The organism is Pseudomonas oryzagri (assembly GCF_020831405.1).
In the GTDB taxonomy this organism is placed as follows: Bacteria; Pseudomonadota; Gammaproteobacteria; order Pseudomonadales; family Pseudomonadaceae; genus Geopseudomonas; species Geopseudomonas oryzagri.
In genome coordinates, this window is sequence record NZ_JAJHPU010000044.1 from 1 (window position 1) to 15,732 (window position 15,732).

At 62.2% G+C, this 15,732-nt stretch carries 13 protein-coding genes and 1 tRNA gene; all 14 read left to right on the plus strand.

From position 1 onward, the window contains the following. Positions 1-129 (plus strand): EF-Tu C-terminal domain-related protein (locus tag LMJ29_RS19740; RefSeq protein ID WP_454824036.1); only part of this gene is annotated, 129 nt, incomplete at its 5' end. Positions 130-182: 53 nt separating this feature from the next. After that, positions 183-258 (plus strand) — tRNA-Trp (locus tag LMJ29_RS19745). Between the two features lie 39 nt (positions 259-297). After that, positions 298-666 carry a preprotein translocase subunit SecE gene (secE, locus tag LMJ29_RS19750; protein ID WP_229607247.1) on the plus strand — a complete coding sequence of 123 codons (369 nt, stop codon included), beginning with the start codon at positions 298-300 and terminating at the stop codon, positions 664-666. Between the two features lie 9 nt (positions 667-675). Further along, entirely contained in the window at positions 676-1,209 is a 534-nt protein-coding gene (nusG, locus tag LMJ29_RS19755) for a transcription termination/antitermination protein NusG (protein ID WP_229607248.1), read from the plus strand. 114 nt (positions 1,210-1,323) lie between these two features. Beyond that, positions 1,324-1,755, plus strand: coding sequence for a 50S ribosomal protein L11 (gene rplK, locus LMJ29_RS19760; RefSeq protein WP_217683202.1), 432 nt, complete (start codon positions 1,324-1,326; stop codon positions 1,753-1,755). Further along, on the plus strand, positions 1,755-2,450 hold the full coding sequence (gene rplA / locus LMJ29_RS19765) for a 50S ribosomal protein L1 (protein WP_229607249.1): 696 nt from the start codon (positions 1,755-1,757) through the stop codon (positions 2,448-2,450). The genes rplK and rplA overlap by 1 nt, the downstream gene beginning before the upstream one ends. Before the next feature lie 195 nt (positions 2,451-2,645). Continuing rightward, positions 2,646-3,146 carry a 50S ribosomal protein L10 gene (gene rplJ, locus LMJ29_RS19770; protein WP_229607250.1) on the plus strand — a complete coding sequence of 167 codons (501 nt, stop codon included), beginning with the start codon at positions 2,646-2,648 and terminating at the stop codon, positions 3,144-3,146. Positions 3,147-3,219: 73 nt separating this feature from the next. Further along, positions 3,220-3,588, plus strand: a complete 369-nt coding sequence (gene rplL / locus LMJ29_RS19775; protein ID WP_229607251.1) for a 50S ribosomal protein L7/L12 — start codon at positions 3,220-3,222, stop codon at positions 3,586-3,588. A 223-nt stretch (positions 3,589-3,811) separates the two neighbouring features. After that, positions 3,812-7,888 (plus strand): DNA-directed RNA polymerase subunit beta, encoded by a 4,077-nt coding sequence (gene rpoB / locus LMJ29_RS19780; protein ID WP_229607252.1) that lies wholly within the window; start codon positions 3,812-3,814, stop codon positions 7,886-7,888. Positions 7,889-7,947: 59 nt separating this feature from the next. After that, complete coding sequence (rpoC, locus tag LMJ29_RS19785) at positions 7,948-12,150, plus strand: DNA-directed RNA polymerase subunit beta' (protein ID WP_229607253.1); 4,203 nt, start codon at positions 7,948-7,950, stop codon at positions 12,148-12,150. 143 nt (positions 12,151-12,293) lie between these two features. Then, entirely contained in the window at positions 12,294-12,665 is a 372-nt protein-coding gene (gene rpsL, locus LMJ29_RS19790; protein WP_229607254.1) for a 30S ribosomal protein S12, read from the plus strand. A gap of 86 nt (positions 12,666-12,751) precedes the next feature. Beyond that, on the plus strand, positions 12,752-13,222 hold the full coding sequence (rpsG, locus tag LMJ29_RS19795) for a 30S ribosomal protein S7 (RefSeq protein WP_090313836.1): 471 nt from the start codon (positions 12,752-12,754) through the stop codon (positions 13,220-13,222). Positions 13,223-13,252: 30 nt separating this feature from the next. Continuing rightward, on the plus strand, positions 13,253-15,388 hold the full coding sequence (gene fusA, locus LMJ29_RS19800; protein WP_229607255.1) for an elongation factor G: 2,136 nt from the start codon (positions 13,253-13,255) through the stop codon (positions 15,386-15,388). Positions 15,389-15,418: 30 nt separating this feature from the next. Beyond that, on the plus strand, positions 15,419-15,732 hold a 314-nt coding region (locus LMJ29_RS19805; protein WP_229605284.1), incomplete at its 3' end, for a GTP-binding protein.

Consider the following 15,732-nt stretch of genomic DNA (forward strand, 5'->3'; position numbering starts at 1 on the left):
CCGGGTGACAACGTCAAGATGACCGTCACCCTGATCGCCCCGATCGCCATGGAAGACGGCCTGCGTTTCGCCATCCGCGAAGGTGGCCGTACCGTCGGCGCCGGCGTGGTTGCCAAGATCATCGAATAAGTAGTTGATCTTTCTCGGTTGGGCCGGCATAATAGCCGGCCTGACTCAGTTACAGGCCAGTAGCTCAATTGGCAGAGCGGCGGTCTCCAAAACCGCAGGTTGGGGGTTCGATTCCCTCCTGGCCTGCCAGATTTCTCCAATCTGGCATCCTTCACAAGGTCCTTGCAGATGAACGCCAAGGCTGAAAGCAAAGATTCCCGCCTCGATATCGCCAAGTGGTTGCTGGTTGCCGTGTTGGTTGCCGTGGCCGTGGTGGGTAACCAGTATTTTGCAGCTGAGCCGATCCTGTATCGGGTACTGGGCATTGTAGTGCTTGCTGGTGTGGCTGGCTTCGTTGCGCTGCAAACCGTCAAGGGCAGTACCTTCTTTGCTCTGGTGAAGGAAGCCCGCGCGGAAATGCGCAAAGTGGTGTGGCCGACCCGCCAAGAGACCACTCAGACCACGCTGATCGTGGTGGCGGTGGTGCTGGTGATGGCGCTGCTGCTCTGGGGGTTGGACTCCCTGCTCGGTTGGCTGGTTTCTCTCATCGTCGGTTAAAGGTGTTCTGTGGCTAAGCGTTGGTATGTTGTGCATGCCTATTCGGGATACGAAAAGCATGTAATGCGCTCGCTGATCGAGCGCGTCAAGCTTGCCGGCATGGAAGACCAGTTCGGCGAGATTCTGGTGCCCACCGAGGAAGTGGTGGAGATGCGCAATGGCCAGAAGCGCAAGAGCGAGCGCAAGTTCTTCCCTGGCTACGTGCTGGTGCAGATGGAAATGAGCGAGGCGACGTGGCACCTGATCAAGGACACGCCTCGGGTCATGGGCTTCATTGGTGGTACGGCAGACAAGCCGGCGCCGATCACCGACAAGGAAGCCGAGGCTATCCTGCGTCGCGTGGCGGATGGTAGCCACAAGCCGCGTCCGAAGACTCTGTTCGAGCCGGGCGAGGTGGTGCGCGTCATCGATGGCCCGTTCGCCGACTTCAACGGCGTGGTGGAAGAGGTCAATTACGAGAAGAGCCGGATCCAAGTGGCCGTGCTCATCTTCGGTCGCTCCACCCCGGTGGAGCTGGAATTCGGTCAGGTCGAAAAGGCCTGATCATCAGGGATCCCAACCCCGCAGCTGCCGGCTGCGGGGTTTTGTTGTCACTGGGATAAACGCGAAAGCAAACGGGGAGCCGCAAGGCGACTGTACCCGCAACTGGAGTAGCAGATGGCTAAGAAGATTACGGCTTATATCAAGCTGCAAGTAAAGGCCGCCCAGGCCAACCCGTCGCCGCCCGTCGGTCCGGCTCTCGGTCAGCACGGCGTCAATATCATGGAGTTCTGCAAGGCGTTCAACGCGCGGACCCAAGGTATGGAGCCGGGTCTGCCGACCCCGGTGATCATCACCGTATACAGCGACCGCAGCTTCACCTTTGAAACCAAGAGCACCCCGGCTTCGGTTCTGCTGAAGAAGGCTGCCGGCATTGCCAGCGGTTCCGCTCGTCCGAACACCCAGAAAGTGGGCACCGTTACCCGTGCTCAGCTCGAAGAGATCGCCAAGGCCAAGACCGCCGATCTGACTGCAGCTGACCTGGATGCGGCCGTGCGTACCATCGCCGGCTCCGCGCGTAGCATGGGCCTCAACGTGGAGGGTGTGTAATGGCTAAGCTGACCAAGCGCCAGAAGGCTATTGCCGAGAAAATCGAAGCCGGCAAGCAATACGGCTTCGAAGACGCCGCCAAACTGCTGGCCGAGCTGTCGACCATCAAGTTCAAGGAATCCGTGGACGTCGCCATCAACCTCGGCGTCGATCCGCGTAAATCCGACCAGGTCGTGCGTGGCGCCACCGTGCTGCCGAACGGCACCGGCAAGAGCGTGCGCGTTGCCGTGTTCACCCAGGGCCCGGGCGCTGAAGCCGCTCTGGCTGCTGGCGCTGACCGCGTGGGCATGGACGATCTGGCTGCCGAGATGAAGGGCGGCGACCTGAACTACGACGTGGTGATCGCCTCTCCGGACGCGATGCGTGTCGTCGGTCAACTGGGTCAGGTGCTCGGCCCGCGTGGTCTGATGCCGAACCCGAAAGTCGGCACCGTGACTCCGGACGTGGCCACCGCGGTGAAGAATGCCAAGGCCGGTCAGGTGCGTTTCCGTACCGACAAGAACGGCATCATCCACGCTTCCGTGGGTAAGGTCGATTTCGAGGCGGGCAAGCTGAAGCAGAACGTCGAAGCTCTGCTGGCCGACCTCAAGCGTCTGAAGCCGGCTGCAGCCAAGGGCGTGTACGTCAAGCGCGTGACCCTGAGCACCACCATGGGTCCGGGCCTGCAGATCGACCAGGCTTCCCTGGAAGCTTAAGTATCCAGCGCGCCGGCGTGCCGGCGCGCCATCTATTGGGGTCCCTGCCTGGCGGGGGCTATCCAAGACCGTAGGCGGCGCAAGCCTTAAATCTCCAGCCTACGCAGATGGTGCTCCCGATTCGGTTACCGAATCAGACACCAAAACGCCGTCCGGCTCCGGCTGGACGAAACGGTAACATCCAGGAGTAAACCCGTGGCAATTAAGCTCGAAGACAAGAAGGCCATTGTCGCTGAAGTCAACGAGGCTGCCAAAGCTGCCCTGTCCGCTGTCGTGGCCGATGCCCGTGGCGTGACCGTAGGCGCCATGACCGGACTCCGTAAAGAGGCCCGTGAGGCTGGTGTGTACGTGCGTGTCGTACGTAACACCCTGGCTCGCCGCGCCGTCCAAGGCACTGAATTCGAAGTGCTGGGCGACGTGTTCAAGGGCCCGACCCTGATCGCATTCTCCAACGAGCATCCGGGCGCTGCCGCCCGTATCTTCAAGGAGTTCGCCAAGGGTCAGGACAAGTTCGAGATCAAGGCGGCTGCCTTCGAAGGCAAGTTCATCGCAGCCAATCAGATCGACGTGCTGGCAACCCTGCCGACCTACAACGAAGCCGTAGCCCAGCTGATGAGCGTGATCCAAGGCGCCACCAGTAAGCTGGCTCGTACTCTGGCGGCAATTCGCGACAAGAAGGAAGCCGAGGCCGCCTAAGGCGCCACGGATCTTCCACCTTTTTTGTTAATTGGACGGCCTTGAGGCTGTCACCCAATACAGGAATAGAGTCATGGCTCTGACCAACGAAGATATCATCAACGCCGTATCCGAAATGTCCGTGATGCAGGTCGTCGAACTGATCAAGGCAATGGAAGAGAAGTTCGGCGTTACCGCCGCTGCTGCCGTTGCTGCCGGTCCGGCTGCTGCTGCTGCTGTGGTTGAAGAGCAGACCGAGTTCAACATCGTCCTGGTTGAAGCTGGCGAGAAGAAAGTCAACGTCATCAAGGTCGTGCGCGAGCTGACCGGTCTGGGCCTGAAAGAAGCCAAGGCTGTCGTTGACGGCGCCCCGGGCGTGGTCAAGGAAGGCGCTTCCAAGGAAGAGGCCGAAGCTGCCAAGAAGGCTCTGGAAGAAGCAGGCGCCAAGGTCGAGCTCAAGTAAGCTGAGCCGACATTGCGTCGACAGTCCGCGAGTCGCTTTCGGACTGATGGCTGGTGGCAATAGCCACCGGCCTTTTTCCGTTATGGGGCGGTCCGGCCAAGCCGACCACCCATGACGCGAATCGCCACCGCAGGCGGTGGTCGCAAACCAAGGGTTTGCACGATTTTCCGGCTACTCCCGTCGGAGAGGCCAAACAAGCAGGTGACCAAGCTGGGGAACGCTGATGGCTTACTCATACACTGAGAAAAAACGTATCCGCAAGGACTTTAGCAAGTTGCCGGACGTCATGGATGTGCCGTATCTGTTGGCCATCCAGCTGGATTCGTATCGCGAATTCCTGCAGGCGGGCGCCAGCAAGGAGCAGCTCCGCGACGTCGGCCTGCATGCGGCCTTCAAGTCCGTTTTCCCGATCATTAGCTATTCCGGCAACGCTGCCCTGGAATACGTCGGCTATCGCTTGGGCGAGCCGGCATTCGACGTCAAGGAGTGCGTCCTGCGTGGCGTGACCTTCGCCGTGCCGCTGCGCGTCAAGGTGCGTCTGATGATCTTCGACAAGGAATCGTCGAGCAAGGCAATCAAGGACATCAAGGAGCAGGAAGTCTACATGGGGGAAATCCCCCTGATGACCGAGAACGGTACCTTCATCATCAACGGTACCGAGCGCGTCATCGTCTCCCAGCTGCACCGCTCCCCGGGCGTGTTCTTCGATCACGACAAGGGCAAGACCCACAGCTCGGGCAAGCTGCTGTACTCCGCGCGCATCATTCCCTACCGCGGCTCCTGGCTGGACTTCGAGTTCGATCCCAAGGACGCCGTGTTCGTACGTATCGACCGTCGCCGCAAGTTGCCGGCGACCGTGCTGCTGCGCGCGCTGAACTACGGTACCGAGGAAGTCCTCGACATCTTCTACGACACCAACGTTTTCCACCTGAAGGATCAGTCCCTCAGCCTGGAGCTGGTGCCACAGCGTCTGCGCGGCGAGATCGCCGGCTTCGACATCAAGGACGACAGCGGCAAGGTCATTGTTGAGCAGGGCCGCCGGGTCACCGCGCGCCACATCAACCAGCTGGAAAAAGCCGGCATCAAGCTGCTGGAAGTCCCGCTGGACTACATGCTCGGCCGTACCCTGGCCAAGGCCATCGTGCACCCGGCCACCGGCGAGATCATCGCCGAGTGCAACACCGAGCTGACCACCGAGATGCTGGCGAAGATCGCCAAGGCTCAGGTGGTACGCATCGAGACCCTGTACACCAACGATATCGACTGCGGCCCGTTCATCTCCGATACCCTGAAGATCGACGGCACCAGCAACCAGTTGGAAGCGCTGGTCGAAATCTACCGCATGATGCGTCCGGGCGAGCCGCCGACCAAGGATGCCGCCGAGACCCTGTTCAACAACCTGTTCTTCAGTGCCGAGCGTTACGACCTGTCCGCCGTCGGCCGCATGAAGTTCAACCGCCGCATCGGTCGCGAAGAGATCGAAGGCCCGGGCGTGCTCAGCCGCGAAGACATCGTCGACGTGCTGAAGACCCTGGTCGACATCCGCAACGGCAAGGGTATCGTCGATGACATCGACCACTTGGGCAACCGTCGCGTGCGCTGCGTTGGCGAAATGGCCGAGAACCAGTTCCGCGTTGGCCTGGTGCGTGTCGAGCGCGCGGTCAAGGAACGCCTGTCGATGGCCGAAAGCGAAGGCCTGATGCCGCAGGACCTGATCAACGCCAAGCCGGTGGCCGCCGCGATCAAGGAGTTCTTCGGCTCCAGCCAGCTGTCGCAGTTCATGGACCAGAACAACCCGCTCTCCGAGATCACCCACAAGCGCCGCGTCTCCGCACTCGGCCCGGGCGGTCTGACCCGTGAGCGCGCAGGCTTCGAAGTCCGCGACGTACACCCGACCCACTACGGCCGCGTGTGCCCGATCGAAACCCCTGAAGGTCCGAACATCGGCCTGATCAACTCGCTGGCCACCTACGCCCGCACCAACCAGTACGGCTTCCTGGAAAGCCCGTACCGCGTGGTCAAGGCCGGCCTGGTCACCGACGAGATCGTCTACCTGTCGGCCATCGAGGAAGCCAACCACGTCATCGCGCAGGCTTCGGCGACCGTGGACGAGAACGGCCATCTGGTCGATGAGCTGGTGGCCGTGCGTCACCTCAACGAATTCACCGTGAAGGCGCCGGAAGACGTCACCCTGATGGACGTGTCGCCCAAGCAGGTGGTTTCCGTCGCGGCCTCGCTGATTCCGTTCCTCGAGCACGACGACGCCAACCGTGCACTGATGGGCTCGAACATGCAGCGTCAGGCCGTGCCGACCCTGCGTGCCGACAAGCCGCTGGTGGGTACCGGTATCGAGCGCAACGTCGCCCGCGACTCCGGCGTCTGCGTGGTGGCCCGCCGTGGCGGCGTGATCGACTCGGTCGACGCCAGCCGCATCGTGGTACGTGTCAACGACGACGAGGTCGAGACCGGCGAGGCGGGTGTCGACATCTACAACCTGACCAAGTACACCCGTTCCAACCAGAACACCTGCATCAACCAGCGTCCGCTGGTGCAGAAGGGTGACGTGGTCGCGCGCAGCGACATCATGGCCGACGGCCCGTCCACCGACATGGGCGAGCTGGCTCTCGGCCAGAACATGCGCGTGGCGTTCATGCCGTGGAACGGCTTCAACTTCGAAGACTCCATCTGCCTGTCCGAGCGCGTGGTCCAGGAAGACCGCTTCACCACCATCCACATCCAGGAACTGACCTGCGTGTCGCGCGACACCAAGCTCGGCCCGGAGGAGATCACCGCGGACATCCCGAACGTGGGTGAGGCTGCGCTGAACAAGCTGGACGAAGCCGGTATCGTTTACGTCGGCGCCGAGGTCATGGCGGGCGACATCCTGGTCGGCAAGGTCACCCCGAAGGGCGAGACCCAGCTGACTCCGGAAGAGAAGCTGCTGCGCGCGATCTTCGGCGAGAAGGCTTCCGACGTGAAGGACACCTCCCTGCGCGTGCCGACCGGCACCAAGGGCACCGTCATCGACGTGCAGGTGTTCACCCGTGACGGCGTGGAGCGCGACTCGCGTGCCCTGGCGATCGAGAAGCAGCAGCTCGACGAGATCCGCAAGGACCTCAACGAGGAGTTCCGCATCGTCGAAGGCGCCACCTTCGAGCGTCTGCGCGCAGCGCTGGTCGGCCACAAGGCCGACGGCGGCCCGGCGGCCCTGAAGAAGGGCGCCGAGATCAGCCACGAGTACCTCGACGGTCTCGAGCGCGGCCAGTGGTTCAAGCTGCGCATGGCCGAAGAAGCCCTGAACGAGCAGCTGGAGAAGGCCCAGGCCTACCTCTCCGACCGCCGTCAGATGCTCGACGACAAGTTCGAGGACAAGAAGCGCAAGCTGCAGCAGGGCGACGACCTGGCGCCGGGCGTGCTGAAGATCGTCAAGGTCTACCTCGCCATCAAGCGCCGCATCCAGCCGGGTGACAAGATGGCCGGTCGCCACGGTAACAAGGGTGTGGTGTCGGTGATCATGCCGGTCGAGGACATGCCGCACGACGTGCATGGCACGCCGGTGGACATCGTGCTCAACCCGCTGGGCGTACCGTCGCGTATGAACGTCGGCCAGATCCTCGAGACCCACCTGGGTCTCGCCGCCAAGGGTCTGGGCGAGAAGATCAACCGCATGCTCGAAGAGCAGCGCAAGATCGCCGAACTGCGCGCGTTCCTGCACGAGATCTACAACGAGATCGGTGGTCGCCAGGAGAATCTGGACAGCCTGAACGACGCCGAAGTCCTCGCGCTGGCGGAGAACCTGCGCAAGGGCGTGCCGATGGCCACTCCGGTGTTCGACGGTGCCGAAGAGCGCGAGATCAAGGCCATGCTGAAGCTGGCCGATCTGCCGGAAAGCGGTCAGATGCAGCTGTACGACGGCCGTACCGGTAACGCCTTCGAGCGCACCACCACCGTCGGCTACATGTACATGCTCAAGCTGAACCACCTGGTCGACGACAAGATGCACGCGCGTTCCACCGGCTCCTACAGCCTGGTCACCCAGCAGCCGCTGGGCGGCAAGGCCCAGTTCGGTGGCCAGCGTTTCGGGGAGATGGAGGTCTGGGCGCTGGAAGCCTACGGCGCTGCCTACACCCTGCAGGAAATGCTGACCGTGAAGTCGGACGACGTGAACGGCCGGACCAAGATGTACAAGAACATCGTGGATGGCGATCACCGCATGGAGGCCGGCATGCCCGAGTCCTTCAACGTACTGATCAAGGAAATCCGTTCGCTCGGCATCGACATCGAGCTGGAAACCGAATAACCCGCGACGCGTACCGGCGGCAGGCGAGCCTGCCGCCGGCTCCGTGAGGAGGAAAGGCCTTGAAAGACCTGCTGAATCTATTGAAAAACCAGGGTCAGATCGAAGAGTTCGATGCCATCCGTATCGGCCTGGCGTCGCCCGAGATGATCCGTTCCTGGTCCTTCGGTGAAGTGAAAAAGCCGGAGACCATCAACTACCGTACCTTCAAGCCGGAGCGCGATGGCCTGTTCTGCGCCAAGATCTTCGGCCCGGTGAAGGACTACGAGTGCCTGTGCGGCAAGTACAAGCGTCTCAAGCACCGCGGCGTGATCTGCGAGAAGTGCGGCGTGGAAGTCGCCCTGGCCAAGGTGCGCCGCGAGCGCATGGGCCACATCGAGCTGGCCTCGCCGGTCGCCCACATCTGGTTCCTGAAGTCGCTGCCGTCCCGTATCGGCCTGCTGCTGGACATGACCCTGCGCGACATCGAGCGCGTGCTCTACTTCGAGAGCTACGTGGTGATCGATCCGGGCATGACCCCGCTGGAGAAGGGCCAGCTGCTCAACGACGAGCAGTACTTCGAGGCTCTCGAGGAGCACGGTGACGACTTCGACGCCCGCATGGGTGCCGAGGCGGTCTTCGAGCTGCTCGCCGCCATCGATCTGGACCACGAGATCGGTCGCCTGCGCGAGGAGATCCCGCAGACCAACTCCGAGACCAAGATCAAGAAGCTGTCCAAGCGCCTCAAGCTGATGGAAGCCTTCCAGGGCTCCGGCAACAAGCCGGAGTGGATGGTGCTGACCGTTCTGCCGGTGCTGCCGCCGGACCTGCGCCCGCTGGTGCCGCTGGATGGTGGTCGCTTCGCGACCTCCGACCTGAACGATCTGTATCGTCGGGTGATCAACCGTAACAACCGTCTGAAGCGCCTGCTCGACCTGGCCGCGCCGGACATCATCGTGCGCAACGAGAAGCGCATGCTGCAGGAGGCCGTGGACGCCCTGCTGGACAACGGCCGTCGCGGCCGCGCCATCACCGGCTCCAACAAGCGCCCGCTGAAGTCCCTGGCCGATATGATCAAGGGCAAGCAGGGCCGCTTCCGTCAGAACCTGCTCGGCAAGCGCGTCGACTACTCCGGCCGTTCGGTGATCACCGTCGGCCCGACCCTGCGCCTGCACCAGTGCGGTCTGCCCAAGAAGATGGCCCTCGAGCTGTTCAAGCCGTTCATCTTCGGCAAGCTCGAAGCCCGCGGCATGGCCACCACCATCAAGGCGGCCAAGAAGATGGTCGAGCGCGAACTGCCCGAAGTTTGGGACGTGCTCGCCGAAGTCATCCGCGAACATCCCGTGCTGCTCAACCGTGCGCCCACCCTGCACCGTCTGGGTATCCAGGCGTTCGAGCCGGTACTGATCGAAGGCAAGGCCCTGCAGCTGCACCCGCTGGTGTGCGCCGCGTACAACGCCGACTTCGACGGTGACCAGATGGCCGTGCACGTGCCGCTGACCCTCGAGGCTCAGCTGGAAGCGCGCGCGCTGATGATGTCGACCAACAACATCCTGTCGCCCGCCAACGGCGAGCCGATCATCGTGCCGTCGCAGGACGTGGTGCTCGGTCTGTACTACATGACCCGCGAGGCGATCAACGCCAAGGGCGAGGGTCGCGTGTTCGCCGATCTGCAGGAAGTCGACCGGGTGTTCCGCGCCGGCGCGGTGTCCCTGCACGCTCGCGTCAAGGTGCGCATCAACGAGACCGTCAAAGATCGCGACAGCGGCGTCATCACCAAGAACACCCGCATCGTCGACACCACCGTCGGCCGTGCGCTGCTGTTCCAGATCGTGCCGGCTGGCCTGTCGTTCGACGTGGTCAACCAGCCGATGAAGAAGAAGGCGATCTCCAAGCTGATCAACCATGCGTACCGTGTGGTCGGCCTGAAGGACACCGTCATCTTCGCCGACCAGCTGATGTACACCGGTTTCGCCTATTCGACCATCTCCGGTGTGTCGATCGGCGTCAACGACTTCGTCATCCCGGACGCCAAGGCGCGCATCATCGATGCCGCCACCGCCGAGGTGAAGGAGATCGAGACCCAGTACGCCTCCGGCCTGGTGACCCAGGGCGAGAAGTACAACAAGGTGATCGACCTGTGGTCGAAGGCCAACGACGAAGTGTCCAAGGCGATGATGGCCAACCTCTCCAAGGAGAAGGTCATCGACCGCGAGGGCAAGGAAGTCGACCAGGAGTCCTTCAACTCCATGTACATGATGGCGGACTCCGGTGCGCGGGGTTCCGCGGCGCAGATTCGCCAGCTGGCCGGTATGCGCGGCCTGATGGCCAAGCCGGACGGCTCGATCATCGAGACCCCCATCACCGCGAACTTCCGCGAGGGTCTGAACGTACTGCAGTACTTCATCTCCACCCACGGTGCCCGTAAGGGCCTGGCGGATACCGCGCTGAAGACCGCGAACTCCGGTTACCTGACCCGTCGTCTGGTCGACGTGGCCCAGGACCTGGTGGTGACCGAGATCGACTGCGGCACCGAGCAGGGTCTGCTGATGACCCCGCACATCGAAGGCGGCGACATCGTCGAGCCGCTCGGCGAGCGCGTGCTCGGCCGCGTGCTGGCCCGCGATGTGGCCAAGCCGGGCACCGACGAGGTGATCGTCCCGGCCGGCACCCTGATCGACGAGCAGTGGGTCGATTTCCTCGAGATCAACAGCGTCGATGAAGTGCTGGTGCGTTCGCCGATCACCTGCGAAACCCGCTACGGCATCTGCGCCAAGTGCTACGGCCGCGATCTGGCTCGTGGTCACCAGGTCAACATCGGTGAAGCGGTCGGCGTCATCGCCGCGCAGTCCATCGGTGAGCCGGGTACCCAGCTGACCATGCGTACCTTCCACATCGGTGGTGCGGCGAGCCGGAGCGCAGCTCAGGACAGCATCCAGGTGAAGAGCGGCGGCACCATCCGTCTGCACAACCTGAAGCACGTCGAGCGTGCCGACGGCGCGCTGGTGGCGGTATCCCGTTCCGGCGAACTGGCGGTGGCCGACGACTTCGGTCGCGAGCGCGAGCGCTACAAGCTGCCCTACGGTGCGGTGATCTCGGTCAAGGAAGGCGACAAGGTCGAGGCCGGCGCCATCGTGGCCAAGTGGGACCCGCACACCCACCCGATCATCACCGAGATGGCCGGTACCGTGACCTTCGTCGGCATGGAGGAAGGCATCACCATCCGCCGGCAGACCGACGAGCTGACCGGTCTGACCAACATCGAGGTGATGGACCCGAACGAGCGTCCGGCCGCCGGTCGCGACATCCGTCCGGCGGTGAAGCTGGTCGACGCCAACGGCAAGGATCTGCTGCTGCCGGGTACCGACGTGGTCGCGCAGTACTTCCTGCCGGCCAAGACTCTGGTCAACCTGACCGACGGCGCCAAGGTGAGCGTGGGTGACGTGATCGCGCGTATCCCGCAGGAAACCTCGAAGACCCGCGACATCACCGGTGGTCTGCCGCGCGTTGCCGACCTGTTCGAAGCCCGTCGTCCGAAGGAGCCGTCGATCCTGGCGGAAATCAGCGGCACCATCAGCTTCGGCAAGGAGACCAAGGGCAAGCGCCGCCTGGTCATCACGCCGACCGATGGCAGCGATCCGTACGAGGAGCTGATTCCGAAGTGGCGTCACCTCAACGTCTTCGAAGGCGAACAGGTGAACCGCGGCGAAGTTATCTCCGATGGTCCGAGCAACCCGCACGACATCCTGCGTCTGCTGGGTGTCAGCGCGCTGGCCAAGTACATCGTCAACGAGATCCAGGACGTGTACCGCCTGCAGGGCGTGAAGATCAACGACAAGCACATCGAAACCATCCTGCGTCAGATGCTGCGCAAGGTCGAGATCAGCGAGTCGGGCGATTCCAGCTTCATCAAGGGCGACCAGGCCGAGCTGACCCAGGTGCTGGAAGAGAACGAGCGTCTGGGCACCGAGGACAAGTTCGTCGCCAAGTACGAGCGCGTCCTGCTGGGCATCACCAAGGCCTCGCTGTCGACCGAGTCGTTCATCTCCGCGGCCTCCTTCCAGGAGACCACCCGCGTCCTCACCGAAGCGGCGGTCACCGGCAAGCGCGACTACCTGCGCGGTCTGAAGGAGAACGTGGTGGTCGGTCGCCTGATCCCGGCCGGTACCGGTCTGGCCTACCACAGCGAGCGCAAGCGCAAGCGTGAAGCCGAGAAGCCGCAGCGCGTGAGCGCCAGTGAAGTCGAAGCGGCCCTGACCGAAGCGCTGAACTTCAGCGAAAAATGAGTGCCATCCCCCGGGCGCCGCGGCGCCCGGGGGGTGCCTTGACGAGGGGTGTCAAGCTCTTTAGACTCTTGTACCCCTTAATCTCGCGAGGCGTTTTGTCTCGCGAAATTTTTGTGTCGAAAGACAATCAGTGGAGCTAGTAGATGGCAACTATCAACCAGCTGGTGCGCCAGCCGCGTAAGCGCGTCTCTGAAAAGAGCGACGTGCCGGCGCTGCAGAACTGCCCCCAGCGCCGCGGCGTCTGTACCCGCGTTTACACCACCACCCCGAAGAAGCCGAACTCCGCGCTGCGTAAGGTTTGCCGTGTGCGCCTGACCAACGGTTTCGAAGTCGCTTCCTACATCGGCGGTGAAGGCCACAACCTCCAGGAGCACAGCGTCGTGCTGATCCGTGGCGGTCGTGTGAAGGACCTTCCGGGTGTGCGCTACCACACCGTGCGCGGTTCGCTGGATACCTCCGGCGTGAAGGACCGTAAGCAGGGTCGTTCCAAGTACGGCGCCAAGCGTCCGAAGTAATTTTTCCGAATTCTTTTTTGTCGAGTCGATAAGAGTAAGGTCGGGCAAGTCCCGGGCTAACCTGAAGACCGTTTGAGGGCTTATCAATGCCAAGACGTCGTGTAGCAGCCAAGCGTGAAATCCTGGCTGATCCGAAGTACGGAAGCCAGATCCTGGCTAAGTTCATGAACCACGTGATGGAAAGCGGCAAGAAGGCCGTGGCCGAGCGCATCGTTTACGGTGCTCTGGAAACCGTCAAGCAGCGCAAGAACGTTGACCCCCTGGAAACCTTCGAGAAAGCACTCGACGCCATCGCTCCGCTGGTCGAAGTGAAGTCCCGCCGTGTCGGCGGTGCTACCTACCAGGTTCCGGTCGAAGTTCGCCCGTCCCGTCGTAATGCCCTGGCCATGCGCTGGCTGGTGGATTACGCGCGCAAGCGTGGTGAAAAGTCCATGGCCCTGCGCCTGGCTGGCGAGCTGATCGATGCCGCCGAAGGCAAAGGCGCCGCAGTGAAGAAGCGTGAAGACGTGCACCGTATGGCCGAAGCCAACAAGGCCTTCTCGCACTACCGTTTCTAAGCAGCGCTTTCATCTAGCGAGGACCCTATCGTGGCCCGTACTACACCAATCAACCGCTACCGCAATATCGGCATCTGCGCCCACGTGGATGCCGGTAAGACCACCACCACCGAGCGGATCCTGTTCTACACCGGCCTCAGCCACAAGATGGGTGAAGTGCACGACGGTGCTGCTACCACCGACTGGATGGTGCAGGAGCAGGAGCGCGGTATCACCATTACCTCCGCGGCGATCACCACCTTCTGGGAAGGTTCGCGCGGTCAGTACGACAAGTACCGCGTAAACGTCATCGACACCCCCGGCCACGTAGACTTCACCATTGAAGTTGAGCGCTCCCTGCGCGTGCTGGACGGTGCTGTCGTGGTGTTCTGCGGCACCTCCGGCGTTGAGCCGCAGTCCGAAACCGTATGGCGTCAGGCCAACAAGTACGGCGTTCCGCGTATCGTCTACGTGAACAAGATGGACCGCGCCGGCGCCAACTTCCTGCGCGTCGTCGGTCAGATCAAGAACCGCCTGGGTCACACTCCGGTTCCGGTTCAGCTGGCCATCGGTGCCGAAGAGGACTTCCAGGGGCAGATCGATCTGCTGAAGATGAAGGCCATCTACTGGAACGAAGACGACAAGGGCACCAGCTATCGCGAGGAAGAGATTCCTGCCGAGCTGGTGGACCTGGCCAACGAGTGGCGCAGCAACATGGTTGAGGCTGCTGCCGAGGCCAACGAAGAGCTGATGAACAAGTACCTGGAAGAGGGCGAGCTGACGATCGAAGAGATCAAGGCCGGCCTGCGCCAGCGTACCATCGCCTGCGAAATCGTTCCGGCTGTCTGCGGTTCCTCCTTCAAGAACAAGGGCGTGCCCCTGGTTCTCGATGCCGTCATCGACTTCCTGCCTGCTCCGACCGAGATCCCGGCGATCCAGGGTATCCACCCGGATCACGTCGACGACGGCGACGAGGCTCCGAAAGACGAGCGTCATGCCGACGACAACGCACCGTTCTCCGCGCTGGCGTTCAAGATCGCTACCGACCCGTTCGTCGGTACTCTGACCTTCGTTCGCGTCTACTCGGGCGTTCTGGAGTCCGGCCAGTCGGTCATCAACTCCGTGAAGGGGAAGAAAGAGCGCGTTGGTCGTATGGTGCAGATGCACGCCAACCAGCGTGATGAGATCAAGGAAGTGCGCGCTGGCGACATCGCGGCTCTGATCGGCATGAAGGACGTCACCACCGGTGAAACCCTGTGCGATCCGGAGAAGCCGATCATCCTCGAGCGCATGGACTTCCCGGAGCCGGTCATCTCGGTTGCTGTCGAGCCGAAGACCAAGGCTGACCAGGAGAAGATGGGTATCGCTCTGGGCAAGCTGGCCCAGGAAGACCCGTCGTTCCGCGTCAAGACCGACGAAGAAACCGGCCAGACCATCATCTCCGGTATGGGTGAGCTGCACCTGGACATCATCGTCGACCGCATGAAGCGCGAGTTCGGCGTCGAGGCCAACATCGGCAAGCCGCAGGTTTCCTACCGCGAAACCATCACCGGCGTTAACGTCGAGATCGAAGGCAAGTTCGTTCGTCAGTCCGGTGGCCGTGGTCAGTTCGGTCACTGCTGGATCCGCTTCTCGGCGGCCGACGTGGACGACAAGGGCAACATCACCGAAGGTCTGGTCTTCACCAACGAGGTCGTGGGTGGTGTGGTTCCGAAGGAATACATCCCGGCGATCCAGAAGGGTATCGAAGAGCAGATGAAGAACGGCGTTGTCGCCGGCTATCCGCTCATCGGCCTGAAGGCAACCGTGTTCGATGGTTCCTACCACGACGTCGACTCGAACGAGATGGCGTTCAAGATCGCTGCCTCCATGGCAACCAAGCAGCTGGCCCAGAAAGGCGGCGGCAAGGTCCTCGAGCCGATCATGAAGGTAGAGGTAGTGACTCCTGAGGACTACATGGGTGACGTGATGGGTGACCTGAACCGTCGTCGTGGTCTGATCCAGGGTATGGAAGACACCGTCTCCGGCAAGGTCATTCGCGCCGAAGTTCCGCTGGGCGAGATGTTTGGCTACGCTACCGACGTACGTTCCATGTCCCAGGGTCGCGCGAGCTACTCCATGGAATTCTCCAAATACGCCGAAGCTCCGTCGAACATCGTCGAAGCACTGGTTAAGAAGCAAGCTTGATTCAGCCCTTTTAGCAAGAGGTTCACTGTCGTGGCTAAAGAAAAATTTGAACGTAACAAACCGCACGTCAACGTTGGCACCATCGGTCACGTCGACCATGGCAAGACCACTCTGACTGCCGCTCTGACCAAGGTCTGCGCCGAGACCTGGGGTGGCTCCGCTCGTGCCTTCGACCAGATCGACAACGCTCCGGAAGAAAAGGCTCGCGGTATCACCATCAACACCTCGCACGTCGAGTACGACTCCCCGGCCCGTCACTACGCGCACGTCGACTGCCCCGGTCACGCCGACTACGTGAAGAACATGATCACCGGTGCCGCCCAGATGGACGGCGCGATCCTGGT

Excerpts from the sequence above, each read along its gene's own strand:
- rpoB (WP_229607252.1), top strand. The coding sequence starts at position 3,812 with ATGGCTTACTCATACACTGAGAAAAAACGTATCCGCAAGGACTTTAGC.
- rplL (WP_229607251.1), top strand. The coding sequence starts at position 3,220 with ATGGCTCTGACCAACGAAGATATCATCAACGCCGTATCCGAAATGTCC.
- rplA (WP_229607249.1), top strand. The coding sequence starts at position 1,755 with ATGGCTAAGCTGACCAAGCGCCAGAAGGCTATTGCCGAGAAAATCGAA.
- secE (WP_229607247.1), top strand. The coding sequence starts at position 298 with ATGAACGCCAAGGCTGAAAGCAAAGATTCCCGCCTCGATATCGCCAAG.
- rplK (WP_217683202.1), top strand. The coding sequence starts at position 1,324 with ATGGCTAAGAAGATTACGGCTTATATCAAGCTGCAAGTAAAGGCCGCC.
- rpsL (WP_229607254.1), top strand. The coding sequence starts at position 12,294 with ATGGCAACTATCAACCAGCTGGTGCGCCAGCCGCGTAAGCGCGTCTCT.
- rpsG (WP_090313836.1), top strand. The coding sequence starts at position 12,752 with ATGCCAAGACGTCGTGTAGCAGCCAAGCGTGAAATCCTGGCTGATCCG.